Here is a 15,648-nt window from a genome sequence, read left to right on the forward strand (position 1 = left end):
GGAGACCGCTCTGTCTTCCCGGCTCGTGGTCCTCGTCTCGGGTTCGGGGACCAACCTACAAGCCCTTCTCGACGTGGCGGCAGATCCGGCCTACGGAGCGACCGTCGTGGCCGTCGGGGCCGACCGTCCGGCGATCGAGGGGCTGGCCCGCGCCGAACGCGCCGGCCTGCCCACCTTCGTCGAGCGGGTAAGTGATCATACGGCCCGCGAGGCGTGGGATTCCGCCCTGGCCGAGAAGATCGCCGAGTACAAACCCGATCTGGTGGTGTCGGCCGGGTTCATGAAGATCCTCGGTCCGGCCGTGCTGTCGCGGTTCACGGTGGTCAACACCCACCCGGCGCTCCTCCCGGCCTTTCCCGGCGCCCACGCCGTACGCGACGCGCTCGCCTACGGGGTGAAGGTCACCGGCTGCACCGTCCACCTCGTCGACGACGGGGTCGACACCGGCCCGGTGATCGCCCAGACGGCGGTGCCGGTCGAAGACGGCGACGACGAGGCGACGCTGCACGAGCGGATCAAGGGCGTCGAGCGCGGGCTGCTGGTCGAGGTGGTCGGGCGGATGGCCCGCGAGGGCTGGCGGGTCTCCGGGCGCACGGTGCGCCTCGGCACGACCCTCTGAACAGAACACAGGAGGCTACACAGTGACTCGGATCGCCATCCGGCGCGCGCTGATCACGGTTTACGACAAGACCGGCCTGGAAGACCTCGCGCGAGGCCTCGAAGCGGCGGGTGTGGAGATCGTCTCGACCGGCGGCACGGCCGCCGCCATCGCCGCCTACGGCATCCCGGTCACGAAGGTCGAGTCGCTGACGGGCTTCCCCGAGTGCCTCGACGGCCGAGTGAAGACCCTCCACCCGCGCGTGCACGCCGGGCTGCTGGCCGACGGCGCCAACCCCGATCACGTCACCCAGCTCGAAGAGCTGGAGATCGAGCCGTTCCAGCTCTGTGTGGTCAACCTCTATCCGTTCCGCGAGACGGTCGCCTCGGGCGCCTCCGACGCCGACTGCGTCGAGAAGATCGACATCGGCGGCCCGGCGATGATCCGCGCCGCCGCCAAGAACCACGGCACGGTCGCCGTGGTCGTCGACCCGCGCTCCTACCCCTCGGTGCTGGCCGCGATCGACGAGGGCGGTTTCACCGTCACCGAGCGCCGCCGGCTGGCCGCCACCGCCTACGCCCACACGGCCAGCTACGACGTGGCCGTGGCCTCGTGGTTCGCCAACGTCTACGCCCCCGAGGGCGAGTGGCCGACGTTCATGGGAGCCGACTGGAACCTCAAAGACGTGCTGCGTTACGGTGAGAATCCCCACCAGCGCGCCGCCCTCTACTCGACGGGCTCGGGCGGCCTGGCGGGCGCCCAGCAGCTGCACGGCAAGGAGATGTCCTACAACAACTACGTCGACGCCGATGCCGCCTGGCGCTCGGCCTGGGACTTCGACGCCCCGGCCGTCGCGATCATCAAGCACGCCAACCCGTGTGGCATCGCCGTGGGCGACGACGTTGTCGAGGCTCACCGCAAGGCCCATGAGTGCGACCCGGTCTCGGCCTACGGCGGTGTCATCGCGGTCAACCGCGAAGTCACCAGGGAGCTGGCCGAGCAGATCGCGCCCATCTTCACCGAGGTGGTCGTGGCGCCGTCGTTCGCGGCCGACGCCCTGACCGTGCTGAAGGAGAAGAAGAACCTCCGGCTGCTGGCCTGCCCGCAGGGCCCCCGGAACGCCGCCGAGTTCCGGCGCATCGACGGGGGGCTGCTGGTGCAGACCGTCGACCGCGTCGACGCGCCCGGTGACGGCGTCGCAGGGTGGGAACTGAAGGCCGGTCCGGCGGTCTCCGCCGAGACGCTGGCCGATCTGGAGTTCGCCTGGAAGGCCGTTCGTTCGGTCAAGTCGAACGCGATCCTGCTGGCCAGCGACGGCGCCTCGGTCGGCGTCGGCATGGGCCAGGTCAACAGGGTCGACTCGGCGCGCCTGGCGGTCACGCGGGCCGGGGAGCGGGCGGCCGGCTCGGTGGCCGCGTCCGACGCGTTCTTCCCGTTCGCCGACGGCCTGCAGGTGCTGGTCGACGGCGGCGTGACCGCGATCGTGGAGCCGGGCGGCTCGATCCGTGACGACGAGGTCATCGCGGCGGCGCAGGCCGCCGGGGTGAGCCTCTACTTCACCGGCACCCGCCACTTCTTCCACTAAGGGGCCAGACATGAGCGCAGGGATTCTCGACGGCAAGGCCACCGCGGCCAAGATCAAGCTCGACTTGGCGCTGCGCGTCGGCAAGCTCGCCGAGGCGGGCGTCACGCCGGGGCTGGGCACGGTCCTGGTCGGCGACGACCCGGCCAGCCACATCTACGTCGCCAGCAAGCACCGCGACTGCGCCGAGGTCGGCATCAACTCGATCCAGCGCGAGCTGCCCGCCGACGCGACCCTCGGCCAGGTCGAGGACGTCATCGACGAGCTCAACGCCGACCCCGCGTGCAACGGCTACATCGTCCAGCTGCCGCTGCCGCGGCACCTCGACACGATGGCGCTGCTGGAGCGGGTCGACCCGGCCAAGGACGCCGACGGCCTCCACCCGGTCAACCTGGGCCGGTTGGTCCACATGGTGGACGCGCCGCTGCCCTGCACCCCGCGCGGCATCGTCGACCTCCTGCGGGAGTACGACGTGCCGATCAACGGCGCCGAGGTGGTGGTGATCGGCCGGGGCATCACGGTCGGCCGTCCGCTGGGCCTGCTGCTCACCCGCCGGACCGAGAACGCCACCGTCACCCTGTGCCACACCGGAACGCGTGACCTGGCCGACCACGTGCGGCGGGCCGACATCGTCGTCGCGGCGGCCGGGGTGCCCGGGCTCATCACCGCCGAGATGGTGAAGCCGGGTGCGGCCGTGCTGGACGTCGGTGTGTCGCGGGTCGACGGAAAGATCGCCGGCGACGTCGCGCCCGACGTCGCCGAAGTCGCCGGGTGGGTCGCGCCCAATCCCGGCGGTGTCGGACCGATGACCCGCGCCCTGCTGCTGACCAACGTGGTCGAGGCCGCGGAGCGGGACGCGGGTCTGCTGAGCTAGAAAGCGGAGACCCCTCGCCGAGCTCCGCGACCCGTCAGCCGGTCATCAGCCCGGTCATCAGCTCGCCCGGCGCCCGGCAGCGGGCGCCGAGGCGGGATGCGCCGGAGTTCCGCCTCCCTCGGTCGCCCGTTGTGGCGGGACGACCGGGGTCGGGCGGACCAGCCCGAGCGCGACCACCTCGTTGGCGAGGCGGGTGCGCCGGTTGGTGCCCTCGGGAATGCGGAACTTCTGGTAGAGCCGCAGCAGGTGCTGCTTCACCGCGGCCTCCGTGACGACCAGGTCGTCGGCGATCTCGCGAGCGGTCGCGGGCGCCACGAACGCTTCGTCCGAGAGCGCCGGCCGACAGAGCGACGTCAGCACGTCGACCTCACGCCGGGTGAGCTCGGGTGCGGCGGCCCGCCGCAACTCGACCTCTGGCGCCAGGTCTTCGCGTGGTATCCCGCCGACGCGCGCACGGGCGGCCCCGAACGAGACGACGTCGCCGTCGTCGAGGACCCTCCGCGCGATCGGCCTGCCGTTCACCCGTGTGCCGTTGCGGGACAAGCCCAGGTCAACGACATACAGGTAAGGTCCCCGCCTGACGAACTCGGCGTGTAAACGCGACACGCTCGGGTCTGTCAGCCGGATGTCGGCGCCTCGGCCCCGGCCGATCGTGGTGATCTCGGGGCGCAAGGGCACCACCTCGCCGGTGTCCTCAATCCGTATGAACGGCCCCTCCACGGCAGTTCCTCCCCAGGTAGCCCGCCGTTACTTTCACATCAGCTGCGGCTTACCCAAACGTGGGGATCGGGAATCGCCTTTGCCTTGACCAGATCCGGCGCCTAATTGGTCTAGGCCTCTGGAGGGGTGCTTAACCAGCTCACGGGTAGACTTTCGCGGTAGATAAGCGGAGGAAACACTCATGGCAGACAAGCCCACCAAAGGCCTCGCCGATGTCGTCGCCGCGTCAACAGCGCTCAGCGACATCGACGGCAAGGCCGGTCTGTTGTTCTACCGCGGATACGACATCCACGACCTGGCCGGCCGTACGACATTCGAGGAAACCGCCCACCTTCTCCAGCACGGCACCCTCCCGAACCGCGACCAGCTCGCCGAATACGGCGCGGAACTCGTGCGGGGGCGCGCGCTCGGCAGTCTCGTCGAGCAGAACGTCGTGGAGATCGCCGAGAAGCAGGAGCCCATGGAGGCCCTGCGCACGCTGCTCTCACTGACCAGCGCCGACGATCCCGACAAGGACTCCAACGCCGCCGACGCGAACCTGCGCAAGGCGGCCCGGCTGACGGCGCTGCAGCCGATCCTGGTGGCCCGCTTCCACGCGGCCCGCCGGGGCGTGGAGGCCCCCGAGCCCGATCCCGACAAGTCGATCGCGGCCAACTTCCTGCGCCAGATCACCGGCAAGGAGCCGACGCCCCGGGAAGTCGAGATCTTCGACGAGTGCCTGGTGCTGCACGCCGACCACACGATGAACGCCTCGACGTTCGCCGCCCGGGTCTGCGCGGCCACCCTGTCGGACATGCACTCGGCCGTGGTCGCCGCCATCGGCACCCTCAAGGGGCCGCTGCACGGCGGCGCCAACGAGCAGGTGATGCGCACCCTGGAGACGCTCGACCCCACCGGCGTCGCCGACGCGGTGCGGGCGAAGCTGGCCGGCGGCGAGAAGATCATGGGGTTCGGCCACCGGGTCTACAAGACCGAGGACCCCCGGGCCACCCACCTGCGCCGCATGTCGGAGGAGCTGGGCGAAGCGTCCGGCGACGACACCTACTATCGGATGTCGAAGGAGATGGAGGAGGTCGTCTTCGCGGAGAAGGGCCTCTATCCCAACGTCGACTTCTACGCCGCGACGGTCTACCACTTCCTCGGCATCCCGACCGACCTGTTCACCCCGGTGTTCTCGGTCAGCCGGATGGCGGGGTGGACCGCCCACGTCATCGAGCAGCACGCCGACAACCGGCTGATCCGCCCGGACAGCGAGTACATCGGCGCGCGCGACCAGAAGTGGGTCCACATCGACGAGCGGTAGAGCGAGACGCGGACGGCCGAAGGCCGGCCGTGGCTCGCGATGTGAACCTGCCCACATATGCCCGCACCTGACCAGAGACGGAACCGACCATCAACACCAACGCGAGGCGCATGGCCTGGGGGGCCTACGTCATGGTGGCCGCGGGCGCGGCCACCGGGCTGATCCTCATCGCCGTGCTCCCGGAACCCTGGTTGGGCGGCGTCGTGCTCGGCGCCGCCTTTCTCGCGGGCGCGGTGCTGCGACTGCTGCTGCCCCGGCGTCACTCCGGCGGCCTGTCGGTCCGGTCGCGCCTCACCGACACCCTCACCCTCACCGTGTTCGGGCTGCTGATGGTGGCGGCCGGGGTCCTGCTGGAGGTCGACCTCCATCCCTCCGACCTCATCGTCGACCAGGCACGGCCGTCCGATAGCCTCGTCGGCCAGTGACCTCAAAAAGGACGCAGGCCATGCCCGACTTCGGGGCAAATGTTCGTTCAGAAGGGGAACCCCACGAATGCCCAAGATCAAGGTAGCGGGTCCGGTCGTCGAGCTTGACGGCGACGAGATGACCCGGATCATCTGGCAGTTCATCAAGGACCAGCTGATCCTGCCCTACCTCGACGTCGACCTCAAGTACTTCGACCTCGGCATCGAGCACCGTGACGCCACCGACGACCAGGTCACCATCGACGCCGCGAACGCGATCAAGCAGTACGGCGTCGGCGTCAAGTGCGCCACGATCACCCCCGACGAGGCCCGTGTCGAGGAGTTCGGCCTGAAGAAGATGTGGAAGTCCCCGAACGGGACGATCCGCAACATCCTCGGCGGCGTCATCTTCCGTGAGCCGATCATCATGTCGAACGTGCCGCGCCTGGTGCCCGGCTGGACCAAGCCGATCATCGTCGGCCGTCACGCGTTCGGCGACCAGTACCGCGCCACCGACCTCAAGGTCCCGGGCGAGGGCACGCTGACCCTGACCTTCACCCCGAAGGACGGCAGCGAGCCGATCGAGCTCAACGTCTTCGACTTCCCCGGCGGCGGCGTCGCGCTGGCCATGTACAACCTCGACGAGTCGATCCGTGACTTCGCCCGGTCGTCCATGCGCTACGGCCTGGCCCGCAACTACCCGGTCTACCTGTCGACGAAGAACACGATCCTGAAGGCCTACGACGGCCGGTTCAAGGACATCTTCGCCGAGGTGTTCGAGAGCGAGTTCAAGGCCGACTTCGAGGCGGCCGGGATCACCTACGAGCACCGGCTGATCGACGACATGGTGGCGGCGTCCCTCAAGTGGGAGGGCGGCTACGTCTGGGCGTGCAAGAACTACGACGGCGACGTCCAGTCGGACACGGTGGCGCAGGGCTTCGGGTCGCTCGGCCTGATGACCTCGGTGCTGATGACCCCCGACGGCCAGACCGTCGAGGCCGAGGCCGCCCACGGCACGGTGACCCGCCACTTCCGGCAGCACCAGCAGGGCAAGCCGACGTCGACCAACCCGATCGCGTCGATCTTCGCCTGGACCCGTGGCCTGCAGCACCGCGGCAAGCTCGACAACCAGCCCGAGGTCGTCGACTTCGCCACGAAGCTCGAAGAGGTCTGCGTCGAGACCGTCGAGAGCGGCAAGATGACCAAGGACCTGGCGCTGCTGGTCGGCGGCGACGCCGAGTGGCTGACCACCCAGGACTTCCTGGCCACCCTCGACGAGAACCTCCAGAAGAAGATGGCCTGACGTACACCCCCTTGAGCCGCTCGCCTTTCCCCGGTGGGCGGCTCTTGTGTTTGCCGTAAAGTCAGCCTGGCCAATCAATGACTAAACGGTGGGAAACATTCATGATCGAGCCGCTCGGGTCGGGGGACCCGAAACAGCTCGGTCCCTTCACCCTGTCCGGGCGGATCGGCGAGGGCGGCCAGGGGACCGTCTACCTCGGCACCGATCCTTCGGGTGAGCGGGCCGCGGTGAAACTGCTGCACGTCAAGTTCAGCGGCGACGCGATGGCCCGCTCCCGCTTCGCGCGGGAGCTCCGGGCCGCCGAGCGCGTGGCCAGTTTCTGCACGGCCCGGGTGATCGCCGCCGACCTCGAAGGCGACACCCCCTACATCGCCAGCGAGTACATCGACGGCCCGTCGCTGCGCGAGCAGATCGACCGGTCGGGCCCGATGAGCGGCGACGACCTCGAACGGCTCGCCGTCGGCACCGCGACCGCGCTGACCGCCATCCACCAGGCGGGCATCATCCACCGCGACTTCAAGCCCGACAACGTGCTGCTCGCCACCGACGGGCCCCGGGTGGTCGACTTCGGCATCTCCCGCATCCTCGACTCCACGGGCACCATCACCAGCCGGGCGATCGGCACACCGGCGTACATGGCGCCCGAGCAGGTCTCCGGAGACGACGTCGGCGCCTACACCGACGTGTTCGCGTGGGGCGCGACGATCGCCTACGCCGCCACCGGGCAGGCCGCGTTCGGGGCGAAATCGATCGCGGCGGTGCTGAACCGGATCCTCAACCACGACATCGACCTGACCCCGCTGCCCGAACCGCTGCGCGGCGTGGTGGCGGCGAGTGTGAGCAAGCGGCCGGCCGACCGTCCGACGGCGGGGCAGATCCTGCTGCGGCTGCTCGGCCACCCCGAGACCGGCGACGCCTCGACCGTGGTGATGACCCAGGGCGCCCTGGTGGCCAACCCCGAGACCGGCCCCTTCCCCGTCGTGAAGGACGTCGCAGGCAAGGACGTCGACGACGAGACCCGGGCGTTCCGGGTGCCGCCGCCCCAGAAGCCGCCGTCGAAGCGGGCGAAGAAGTGGTGGCTGCCGGCCTCCATGGCGGCCGCCGCCGCGCTGGTGCTCGGCGGGGTCGCGGTCGTGGTGACCCTGATGGTCAACTCGCCCGACGCCGCCACGAAGGCGAGTCCCGCCCCGAGCCGTTCGGCTCCCTACGCGTCGGTGCTGGAGAAGGCCAGACGGACGGGGAAGCTGACGATCGGGGTCAAGGGCGACCTGCCCGGCGTCGGGTTCGGCCCCGGCGACGAGCCGCCGACGGGGTTCGAGGTCGAGGTCGGCCGCTACCTCGCCAAGGAGCTCGGCGCGAAGAGCGTGGAGGTCCGGGAGGTGACGGCGTACAACCGGGTGCAGGCGCTGACCAGCGGGGCGGTCGACCTGGTGGTGGCGACCTACGCCTGGGAGACGTCCAGGAACGACTGGGCCACCCTCGCGGGGCCCTACTACCAGGCCCGCAACGACGTGCTGGTGGCCGACGACTCGAACATCAGGTCAGCCGCCGACCTGCGGGGCAAGCGGCTGTGCGTGCGGCCCGGCACCAACGCGACGGAGATCCAGAAGTGGCTCGCCGGCCAGGGGATCGCCATGGAGGCGGTCAAGGGCACCGACGCGGGCCACTGCATGGACATGCTGCGCACCCGTCTGGTCGACGCCTTTCCCGGCGACGACATCATGCTCGCCGGGTTCGCCAACCGGGAGGCGGTGAAATACCGGGTGCTCGGTCTGGGCGTCGGCTCGGCCCGCTACTCCGTCGGGGTGCCGAAGGGCGACTTCGAGACCTGCGAGGCGGTCCGCCACGCCATCGTCAAGCTCTTCGACTCCGGCACGGCCCGCAGCCTGCTGGCCGAGTTCTTCGGCAACGCCGTCTTCACCCCCGACCGCAGCATCCCGGTCAAGGTGCCCTGCCGTTAACCCCGTCGCCTCGGCCGCAGCAGCAGGACGATCATCACCAGGATCTCCAGCGCGAACGCCGCCCCCATCACCGTCGGCGTCAGCCACTCGGCGTGGTCGGGGCAGGTGGTCCGGAACGGCGTGCCGTCGACCACGACGGTCTCGCAGTTGAACAGGACGAGCGGGACGACGTACACCCACAGCACGCCCAGCGGCCACACCAGCAGGCCGAGCGCCTTCTCCCACGGACGCCAGCGGCGGGAGGCCAGCAGGAGGTAGGCGCCCACGAGCCAGCCGACGACGAACAGCACGCCGCCGAAGGTCAGCAGCAGGACCGTGGTGACGTCGTAGAGCAGGGCGCGGACTTTGCCGTCCCGTGTCTCTTCCATGGGGTCGACGGTAGCGTGTCCGAACGATCATCTCGACGCCCCGGACGTTGAATTGGTGCCATGCGTCGATGGATGGTCGCGGGGGTCGCGTTCCTCGTCTCGGGGGTCCTCGCCGGTCCCGCGCTGGCGTCCGGGCCCGGCGGGCACGAGGGCCAGTGGGGCGGAGCCGATCTGTCGGTGTCCATCGAGGCCCATCCGAAGGTCGCCCAGCCGGGGCAGCCGCTGTCCTACACCGTCCAGGTGAAGAACGGCGGACCGGGCGACGCGGTGTTGCCGACGCTGACGGTCCGCGTACCGACCGACTTCAAGATCGTGAATGTGGACGTCGCCGGGTGCCAGCCCGGCCGGGGCCTCTCGGAGGTCGTCTGCCACTCGCCCAAGGACGTGGCGGCCGGTCAGTCGGGCGGGGTGGTGATCACCGGTCTGGTGCGTCCCAGCGCCGCCGGACCGCTGCGCGCCCAGGCCCGGCTCACCTCCGAGGTCCTCGACGGCCACGACACCGACAACGAGGCCGAGTCGGTCGTCAAGGTCGACGAGGGCGCCGACCTGACCGTGAAACTCTCCGCCGCGCGGGGCGGCGGCCGCCGGACCGTGCACGCGGCGGTCCGCAACCGGGGCCCGCGCGTGGTGCGCGACGCCATGGTCTTCGTCGACGGGGCCCGTTGCGGCGGCCGGACCGGCTGCGTGGTGCCGACGATCCGGCCCGGGGGCACGGCCTGGTTCCGGCTGGCGGTGCGGCGGGGCAGGCATGCGGTGACGGCGATCGTGCGCTCACAGGGGCGCGGCGACCGCCATCCCGCCAACAACCAGGCCTCGATGAGGCTCAGGGACAGGGCGGCGTCCCGGTGATCATGTACGCGCCGCCGGTGGCGAACACCACCCCCGCCGCGGAGGCGAGGCTGCCCAGCACGACGAGCAGCGTGATTCCCGCGTATGCCAGCACTCGCCTCATAGCCGAGACCTAATCACATTTTCACGCTGCGAATCCGGGCAATTACCGAACTGCTCGCCATGCGTCCTCGATGATCGAGGTCAGCCCGCTGTGCTCGGGCTGCCAGCCCAGCTCCTTCTGGATCAGCTCCGACGACGCGACCAGCACCGCCGGGTCGCCCGCCCGCCGGGGCGCGATGGACGAGGGGATCGGGTGGCCGGTGACCTCGCGGCAGACGTCGACGACCTGCTGGTTGGAGAAGCCGGCCCCGTTGCCGAGGTTGAAGATCTTGTGGACGCCCCTCTCGCAGGCCGCCAGCGCCAGCAGGTGGGCGTTGGCGACGTCGGAGACGTGCACGTAGTCACGGACGCATGTGCCGTCGGGCGTGGGGTAGTCGCCGCCGAACAGACTGATCGACTCGCGCTCGCCGAGCGCGACCTTGAGCACGTTGGGGATCAGGTGGGTCTCGATCACGTGGCGCTCGCGGTAGCGGCCGTAGGCGCCGGCCACGTTGAAGTAGCGCAGGCTCACCGCGCCGATGCCGTACATCGCGGCGAAGGCGGTCAGGGTGGTGTCGACGGCCAGCTTCGAGGCCCCGTAGGGGTTGGTCGGCCGGGTCGGGTCGGTCTCCTTGATCGGCGTGTTCTCGGGCTCGCCGTAGGTCGCGGCGGTGGAGGAGAAGACGATGTGGCCGACGCCGCCCTTGCGCATGGCCTCCAGCAGGCGCAGCGTTCCGCCCAGGTTGTGCGACCAGTAGAGTGCGGGCTTCTCGACGGACTCGCCGACCAGGCTCCTGGCCGCGAAGTGGAGCACCGCGTTGAACCCGGACAGGTCGCCCGGCTCCATGAAGGAGCCCTCGACGAACCGCGCGCCGTCGGGCACCGCGTCGGCGTGGCCGGTCGACAGGTCGTCGAGCACGGTGACCTCGTGTCCCGCCTCGACGAGCTGCGCCGCGGTCACGCTGCCGATGTAGCCCGCGCCTCCGGTAACCAGTAGCTTCACGTTGGATTCCGTTCGACTATGTTCGTTTTTGTACGACGCCCAGCCTAGCCGCGCACTGAGTACGCTTTCAGGTCTCTCGTCATCGGAAGTCGCCAGGGCGGAAACATTCCAGTGAACAGTCTCGCGGCCAACATCGCCCTCGTCTTGGTGTTCATCCTGATCGGGGGCTACTTCGCGGCGGCCGAGATGGCCCTCGTCTCGCTGCGCGAGAGCCAGGTGCGGCGGCTGGAGAAGCTCGGCCGCCGCGGCGCCCGGGTGGCCAAGCTCGCCCGCGACCCCAACAGGTTCCTGTCGGCGGTCCAGATCGGGGTCACCGTGGCGAGCATGCTCTCGGCCGCCTTCGGCGCCGACAAGCTCGCGGGCGAGCTGACCCCGGTGATCGAGGGCTGGGGCCTGCCGCCGTCGGCCGCGCCGCTGCTCTCGCTGCTGGTGGTGACCCTCTGCATCTCGTACGTCTCCCTCGTCCTCGGCGAGCTGGTCCCCAAGCGCCTGGCGCTCCAGCGGGCCGAAGGCCTGGCGCTGCTGGTCGCGCCCTTCGTCGACCGGATCGCGGCGCTGTCGCGCCCGGTCATCTGGGCGCTGTCGAAGTCGACCGACGGCGTGGTGCGGCTGCTGGGCGGCAACCCCAAGGCCGACCGCGAGGCGATGACGATCGAGGAACTGCGCGACATGGTGGCCGGGCACGCCGAGCTGACCGCCGACGAGCGGCACCTGATCGCCGAGGTCTTCGCGGCCGGCAAGCGGCAGCTGCGGGAGGTGATGCTGCCGCGTACCGAGGTGGAGTTCATGGCCGCCGACACCACGCTGGCCGAGGCGGCGGTGCTGGTCGCCTCGCTGCCCCACTCCCGTTTCCCCGTCTACCGCAACTCCTACGACGAGGTCGTCGGGTTCGTGCACGTGCGCGACCTGCTCGACCCGGTGCTCACCGGCCGGATCGACCCGATCTCCGAGGTGGTGCCGATCCGCCCGGTCAAGCAGGTCCCGGGCACCAAACGCGTGCTGGCCACCCTGTCGGAGATGCGCGACGAGGGCCACCACCTGGCCATCGTGGTCGACGAGTACGGCGGCACGGCCGGCATCGTCACCCTGGAGGACCTGGTCGAGGAGCTGATCGGCGACATCCGCGACGAATACGACCACGAGGAGCCCGGCATCCGCCGCATCGCGGGCGACGTCGAGGTCGAGGGCCTGCTCCGCCTGGTCGACGCCCACTCCGAGATCGGCGTCCGGCTCCCCGAGGGGCCCTACGAGACCATCGGCGGTTTCCTGATGGCCCGGCTGGGCCATCTGCCGGTGGTGGGGGAGGCCGTGGAGGTGCCCGGCGCCCGCCTGACGGTCACGGAGATGGACGGACGGCGGGTCTCCCGGGTCAGGGTCACCCCCGCCACCCCGGAGCCGTAAATCGTCGCGACCAGGCCGGGGTTGCTGGAAGAATGACGTCATGGCTCGCCCTCGTGTTCTTTCCGGCATCCAGCCCACGTCGGACTCGTTCCACCTCGGCAACTACCTGGGCGCGGTCCGCCAGTGGGTCCCGCTCCAGGAGACCCACGACGCGTTCTACATGGTCGTCGACCTGCACGCGATCACGATCGCGCCGACCGCGGCCGAACTGCGCGCCCGCACCCGCACCGCCGCCGCGCAGCTGTTCGCCTGCGGCCTCGACCCCGAGCGGTCGTCGGTGTTCGTGCAGAGCCACGTGCGCGAGCACGCCGAGCTGGCCTGGATGCTCAACTGCCTGACCGGCATGGGCGAGGCCGGGCGGATGACCCAGTTCAAGGACAAGTCGGCCAAATACGGTGAGGGCTCGGCCTCGGTGGGGCTGTTCACCTACCCGATCCTGCAGGCCGCCGACATCCTGCTCTACCAGACCGACCAGGTCCCCGTGGGCGCCGACCAGAAGCAGCACATCGAGCTCACCCGCGACCTCGCCCAGCGCTTCAACGCGCGCTACGGGCCGACGTTCACGGTGCCCAATCCGCACATCGTGAAGGCCGTCGAGAAGATCACCGACCTGCAGGACCCGACGGCGAAGATGTCGAAGTCGTCGTCCAGCCCCCAGGGCATCCTCGACGTGCTGGAGGAGCCGGGCGCGCTGCGCAAGAAGGTCATGCGGGCGGTCACCGACACCGGCACCGACATCGTCGCCGACGACGAGAACAAGCCGGGCGTCACCAACCTGCTGCGCATCCTGTCGGCGCTGACCGGCACGCCGATCCCCGACCTGGAGGCGCGCTACGTCGGCCAGGGCTACGGCACGTTCAAGAAGGACGTCGCCGAGGCCGTGATCGAGACGTTCTCGCCCATCCGCGAACGCACCGAGAAGCTGCTCGCCAACGAGGCCGAGCTCGACCGCATGCTGGCGATCGGCGCGGCCAAGGCCCGCGCGGTGGCGCAGGAGACCATGGAGAAGGCCCGCGACGCGATGGGCTTCCTGCCGACTCACTGAGCGCGCTCCGGGTAGTACCCCGGGCGTGATCAGTTCGTTGACGAGGTCGGTCGAGGCCGCCAAGGCCTGGACCCGCGACCGGACCGAACGCGCCCGCATCCGCTGGCGGTGGGTCGACCACCTCATCCGGACGATCCACCGCTACCAGATCATGCACGGCGACCGGCTGGCCGGCGCGGTGACCTACTTCGCGTTCCTGTCGTTCTTCCCGATCATCGCGCTGGCCTTCGCGGTGTTCGGCTACGTCGTCACCTTCCGGCCCGACGCGCTGACCACCCTGAACAACGCGATCAACGACCAGCTCCCGGGCCTGGCCGACAAGCTCAACCTGAGCTACCTGGCCGAGGCCCGCAGCGCCGCCACGATCATCGGCCTCGTCGGCCTGCTCTACTCAGGCCTGGGCGCGGTCGACACGCTGCGCACCGCCCTGCGCGACATCTGGATGAACAGCGAGCCCCCGGTCAACTTCTTCCTCGGGAAGCTCTACGACCTGATCGCGCTGGTCCTCATCGGCCTGGCGATGATCCTCTCGACCGTCGTCAGCGGCGCGGCCGGGGGCGCCGCCGGCCTCATCGCCGACTGGCTCGGGGTGGGGGAGTCGTGGCTCGGCTCGGCCGGGCTGGCGGTCGCGGGCATCCTGGCCTCGCTGGCCGCCGACACCCTCGTGTTCCTCGTGATGTTCGGCTGGCTGGCCCGGCCCGCCCAGCCGTTCAGGGTCATCCTGCGCGGGGCGGTGCTCGGCGCTCTGCTGTTCGGCGTGCTCAAGCAGTTCGCGACGCTGCTGCTGTCGCACACCCTGTCGAACAACTCGCTCTACGGCGCGTTCACGGTGATGGTCGGGCTGCTGCTGTGGATCAACCTGTCGGCCCGGGTGATCTTCTACTCCGCCGCCTGGACGGCCACCGCCACCCTGGGCCCGCCGCCGGAGCCGTCACCGGCCCCGGCCACCCACGACGGCTACGACGAGGCCGTCGGAGACTGACGCCGCTTGCGGCGGATGCCCCAGCCGAGCAGGCCCACCCCCGCGACCACGCCGCCGCCCAGGACGATCGTGGCGAGCACGCCGGGACCGTCGCCCTCCGGCCGGGCCGGCTCGGACACCGCGGCGTTGCCCTCGGGCACCGGCGCGGCCAGGGCCGAGGGCACGGGTGAGGGCTGGACCTCGGGCAGCGGCTCGACCAGGGCGCCCACGGCGGCGTTCTTGCCGCGGTTGGCGAAGCCCCAGTTCATGAGCTGCTCGACGTCCTTCCAGAACGACTCCTCGTGGCGCATGACCGACACGATGATCGTGTGGCCGTCGCGCTTGGCCGCGCCGACGAAGCTGCCGAAGGCCTTGGACGTCCAGCCGTTCTTGACGCCGAGCATGCCGTCGTAGGTCCACAACATCTTGTTGTGGTTGCCGATCTCGTAGTGGCCCTTCGGCGCCGGGAACTTGGCGGTCTTGGTGGAGATGTACTCGCGGAAGTCCTTGAGCTTCAGGCCCGCGCGGGCGATCAGCGCCAGGTCGTACGCCGAGCTGCTCTGCCCCGGCTTGTCGAGGCCGCTCGGGGTCTTGGCGACCGTGTCGTTGGCCTGGAGGCGCCTGGCGACCTCGTTCATGTCGGCCAGGGTCTCGCGCATGCCGCCGTTGGCCTCGGCCAGGGCGTTGGCGCAGTCGTTGCCGCTGACCATCATCAGCGCTCTGAGCAGGTCGTGGACCTTGTAGATCGGTTTGGGCACGAGGCCGACCGCGCTGCCCTCCTCGTTGACGGCGGCCTGGCTGGGCTTGACCGTCTTGTTCTTGTCGAGCAGGGGGATCAGCGTGAGGGCCGTCAGCGCCTTGAGCGTGCTGGCCGGCAGGAACCGGCCGTGGGGGTTCTTGGCCGCCAGCACCTCGCCGGTGTCGGCGTCGGCGATCACGTACGAGCTCGCCTTGGTCTTGGGCGGCGCCTGCACGCCCGCCGGGACGATGATCCCGGAACCGGCCAGCTGCGGCCCGCCGATCGGGTCGGCCGCCAGTGCCGGGGCCGCCGGAGTCGCCAGGGCGACGGTGAGAACGGCGAGGCCCAGGGCACTCGTACATCTACGCATGTCGCGAAAGATCCCCCAAAGATCGCAGGCGTACGCATTGGACCCTACTGGTTGAAAGACCGTTTGGGGGCAGTTGGCCGATTCGG

16 protein-coding genes are annotated in these 15,648 nt (G+C 70.1%); 11 read left to right on the forward strand and 5 right to left on the reverse strand.

The annotated features are described in order from the left end of the window. Positions 1-10 precede the first annotated feature (10 nt). From purN to FDA94_RS04780, 3 genes are read left to right on the forward strand one after another with little or no spacing between them, the layout of a single operon-like run. Positions 11-619: a phosphoribosylglycinamide formyltransferase gene (purN, locus tag FDA94_RS04770; RefSeq protein ID WP_137245765.1), complete on the forward strand. Its 609-nt coding sequence runs from the start codon at positions 11-13 to the stop codon at positions 617-619. Between the two features lie 22 nt (positions 620-641). Then, complete coding sequence (gene purH / locus FDA94_RS04775) at positions 642-2,183, forward strand: bifunctional phosphoribosylaminoimidazolecarboxamide formyltransferase/IMP cyclohydrolase (RefSeq protein ID WP_137245766.1); 1,542 nt, start codon at positions 642-644, stop codon at positions 2,181-2,183. A gap of 10 nt (positions 2,184-2,193) precedes the next feature. Next, positions 2,194-3,054 (forward strand): bifunctional methylenetetrahydrofolate dehydrogenase/methenyltetrahydrofolate cyclohydrolase, encoded by an 861-nt coding sequence (locus tag FDA94_RS04780; protein ID WP_137245767.1) that lies wholly within the window; start codon positions 2,194-2,196, stop codon positions 3,052-3,054. A gap of 57 nt (positions 3,055-3,111) precedes the next feature. Here the strand turns inward: FDA94_RS04780 and FDA94_RS04785 are convergent, their stop codons facing one another. Beyond that, positions 3,112-3,774, reverse strand: a complete 663-nt coding sequence (locus tag FDA94_RS04785; RefSeq protein WP_062344906.1) for an FHA domain-containing protein — start codon at positions 3,772-3,774, stop codon at positions 3,112-3,114. A gap of 181 nt (positions 3,775-3,955) precedes the next feature. Between FDA94_RS04785 and FDA94_RS04790 the strand changes: the two genes are divergently transcribed. The 4 genes from FDA94_RS04790 to FDA94_RS04805 all read left to right on the forward strand — a co-directional run bounded on the left by FDA94_RS04790 (position 3,956) and on the right by FDA94_RS04805 (position 8,745). After that, positions 3,956-5,077 (forward strand): citrate/2-methylcitrate synthase, encoded by a 1,122-nt coding sequence (locus FDA94_RS04790; protein ID WP_137245768.1) that lies wholly within the window; start codon positions 3,956-3,958, stop codon positions 5,075-5,077. 110 nt (positions 5,078-5,187) lie between these two features. Further along, positions 5,188-5,502: a DUF3017 domain-containing protein gene (locus FDA94_RS04795; RefSeq protein WP_137245769.1), complete on the forward strand. Its 315-nt coding sequence runs from the start codon at positions 5,188-5,190 to the stop codon at positions 5,500-5,502. Positions 5,503-5,569: 67 nt separating this feature from the next. Continuing rightward, positions 5,570-6,784, forward strand: coding sequence for an NADP-dependent isocitrate dehydrogenase (locus FDA94_RS04800; protein ID WP_137245770.1), 1,215 nt, complete (start codon positions 5,570-5,572; stop codon positions 6,782-6,784). 101 nt (positions 6,785-6,885) lie between these two features. Then, complete coding sequence (locus FDA94_RS04805; protein ID WP_170990782.1) at positions 6,886-8,745, forward strand: serine/threonine-protein kinase; 1,860 nt, start codon at positions 6,886-6,888, stop codon at positions 8,743-8,745. On the opposite strand, the gene FDA94_RS04810 is transcribed toward FDA94_RS04805, so the two are convergent. Beyond that, positions 8,742-9,113 carry a hypothetical protein gene (locus FDA94_RS04810; protein ID WP_137245772.1) on the reverse strand — a complete coding sequence of 124 codons (372 nt, stop codon included), beginning with the start codon at positions 9,111-9,113 and terminating at the stop codon, positions 8,742-8,744. The genes FDA94_RS04805 and FDA94_RS04810 overlap by 4 nt on opposite strands. A 60-nt stretch (positions 9,114-9,173) precedes the next feature. Here FDA94_RS04810 and FDA94_RS04815 point away from each other — a divergent pair, with 60 nt between their 5' ends. Then, complete coding sequence (locus FDA94_RS04815) at positions 9,174-9,962, forward strand: COG1361 family protein (protein ID WP_137245773.1); 789 nt, start codon at positions 9,174-9,176, stop codon at positions 9,960-9,962. Here the strand turns inward: FDA94_RS04815 and FDA94_RS41005 are convergent. After that, positions 9,937-10,065, reverse strand: coding sequence for a hypothetical protein (locus FDA94_RS41005; protein ID WP_281286529.1), 129 nt, complete (start codon positions 10,063-10,065; stop codon positions 9,937-9,939). The genes FDA94_RS04815 and FDA94_RS41005 overlap by 26 nt on opposite strands. A gap of 42 nt (positions 10,066-10,107) precedes the next feature. After that, positions 10,108-11,046 carry a UDP-glucose 4-epimerase GalE gene (gene galE / locus FDA94_RS04820; RefSeq protein ID WP_137245774.1) on the reverse strand — a complete coding sequence of 313 codons (939 nt, stop codon included), beginning with the start codon at positions 11,044-11,046 and terminating at the stop codon, positions 10,108-10,110. A 111-nt stretch (positions 11,047-11,157) separates the two neighbouring features. On the opposite strand from galE, the gene FDA94_RS04825 reads away from it, so the two are divergent. Genes FDA94_RS04825 through FDA94_RS04835 form a run of 3 tightly spaced genes read left to right on the forward strand, consistent with a single transcriptional unit; the run spans position 11,158 to position 14,474 of the window. Next, positions 11,158-12,447, forward strand: a complete 1,290-nt coding sequence (locus FDA94_RS04825; RefSeq protein ID WP_137245775.1) for a hemolysin family protein — start codon at positions 11,158-11,160, stop codon at positions 12,445-12,447. Positions 12,448-12,487: 40 nt separating this feature from the next. Continuing rightward, entirely contained in the window at positions 12,488-13,492 is a 1,005-nt protein-coding gene (gene trpS / locus FDA94_RS04830; RefSeq protein WP_137245776.1) for a tryptophan--tRNA ligase, read from the forward strand. Between the two features lie 25 nt (positions 13,493-13,517). Beyond that, on the forward strand, positions 13,518-14,474 hold the full coding sequence (locus FDA94_RS04835) for a YihY/virulence factor BrkB family protein (RefSeq protein ID WP_246059520.1): 957 nt from the start codon (positions 13,518-13,520) through the stop codon (positions 14,472-14,474). Here the strand turns inward: FDA94_RS04835 and FDA94_RS04840 are convergent. Next, positions 14,450-15,562 (reverse strand): D-alanyl-D-alanine carboxypeptidase family protein, encoded by a 1,113-nt coding sequence (locus tag FDA94_RS04840; protein ID WP_137245777.1) that lies wholly within the window; start codon positions 15,560-15,562, stop codon positions 14,450-14,452. The two genes, FDA94_RS04835 and FDA94_RS04840, sit on opposite strands and share 25 nt — an antisense overlap. Positions 15,563-15,648: the final 86 nt, after the last annotated feature.

Source organism: Herbidospora galbida, from assembly GCF_005233835.1.
Classification (GTDB): Bacteria; Actinomycetota; Actinomycetes; order Streptosporangiales; family Streptosporangiaceae; genus Herbidospora; species Herbidospora galbida.

Bases quoted from the DNA above. Each gene is read 5' to 3' on its own strand.
- FDA94_RS41005 (WP_281286529.1), bottom strand. From the start codon at position 10,065: ATGAGGCGAGTGCTGGCATACGCGGGAATCACGCTGCTCGTCGTGCTG.
- FDA94_RS04815 (WP_137245773.1), top strand. From the start codon at position 9,174: ATGCGTCGATGGATGGTCGCGGGGGTCGCGTTCCTCGTCTCGGGGGTC.
- trpS (WP_137245776.1), top strand. From the start codon at position 12,488: ATGGCTCGCCCTCGTGTTCTTTCCGGCATCCAGCCCACGTCGGACTCG.
- FDA94_RS04795 (WP_137245769.1), top strand. From the start codon at position 5,188: ATGGCCTGGGGGGCCTACGTCATGGTGGCCGCGGGCGCGGCCACCGGG.
- FDA94_RS04805 (WP_170990782.1), top strand. From the start codon at position 6,886: ATGATCGAGCCGCTCGGGTCGGGGGACCCGAAACAGCTCGGTCCCTTC.
- FDA94_RS04800 (WP_137245770.1), top strand. From the start codon at position 5,570: ATGCCCAAGATCAAGGTAGCGGGTCCGGTCGTCGAGCTTGACGGCGAC.
- FDA94_RS04840 (WP_137245777.1), bottom strand. From the start codon at position 15,562: ATGCGTAGATGTACGAGTGCCCTGGGCCTCGCCGTTCTCACCGTCGCC.
- FDA94_RS04790 (WP_137245768.1), top strand. From the start codon at position 3,956: ATGGCAGACAAGCCCACCAAAGGCCTCGCCGATGTCGTCGCCGCGTCA.
- FDA94_RS04780 (WP_137245767.1), top strand. From the start codon at position 2,194: ATGAGCGCAGGGATTCTCGACGGCAAGGCCACCGCGGCCAAGATCAAG.
- FDA94_RS04810 (WP_137245772.1), bottom strand. From the start codon at position 9,113: ATGGAAGAGACACGGGACGGCAAAGTCCGCGCCCTGCTCTACGACGTC.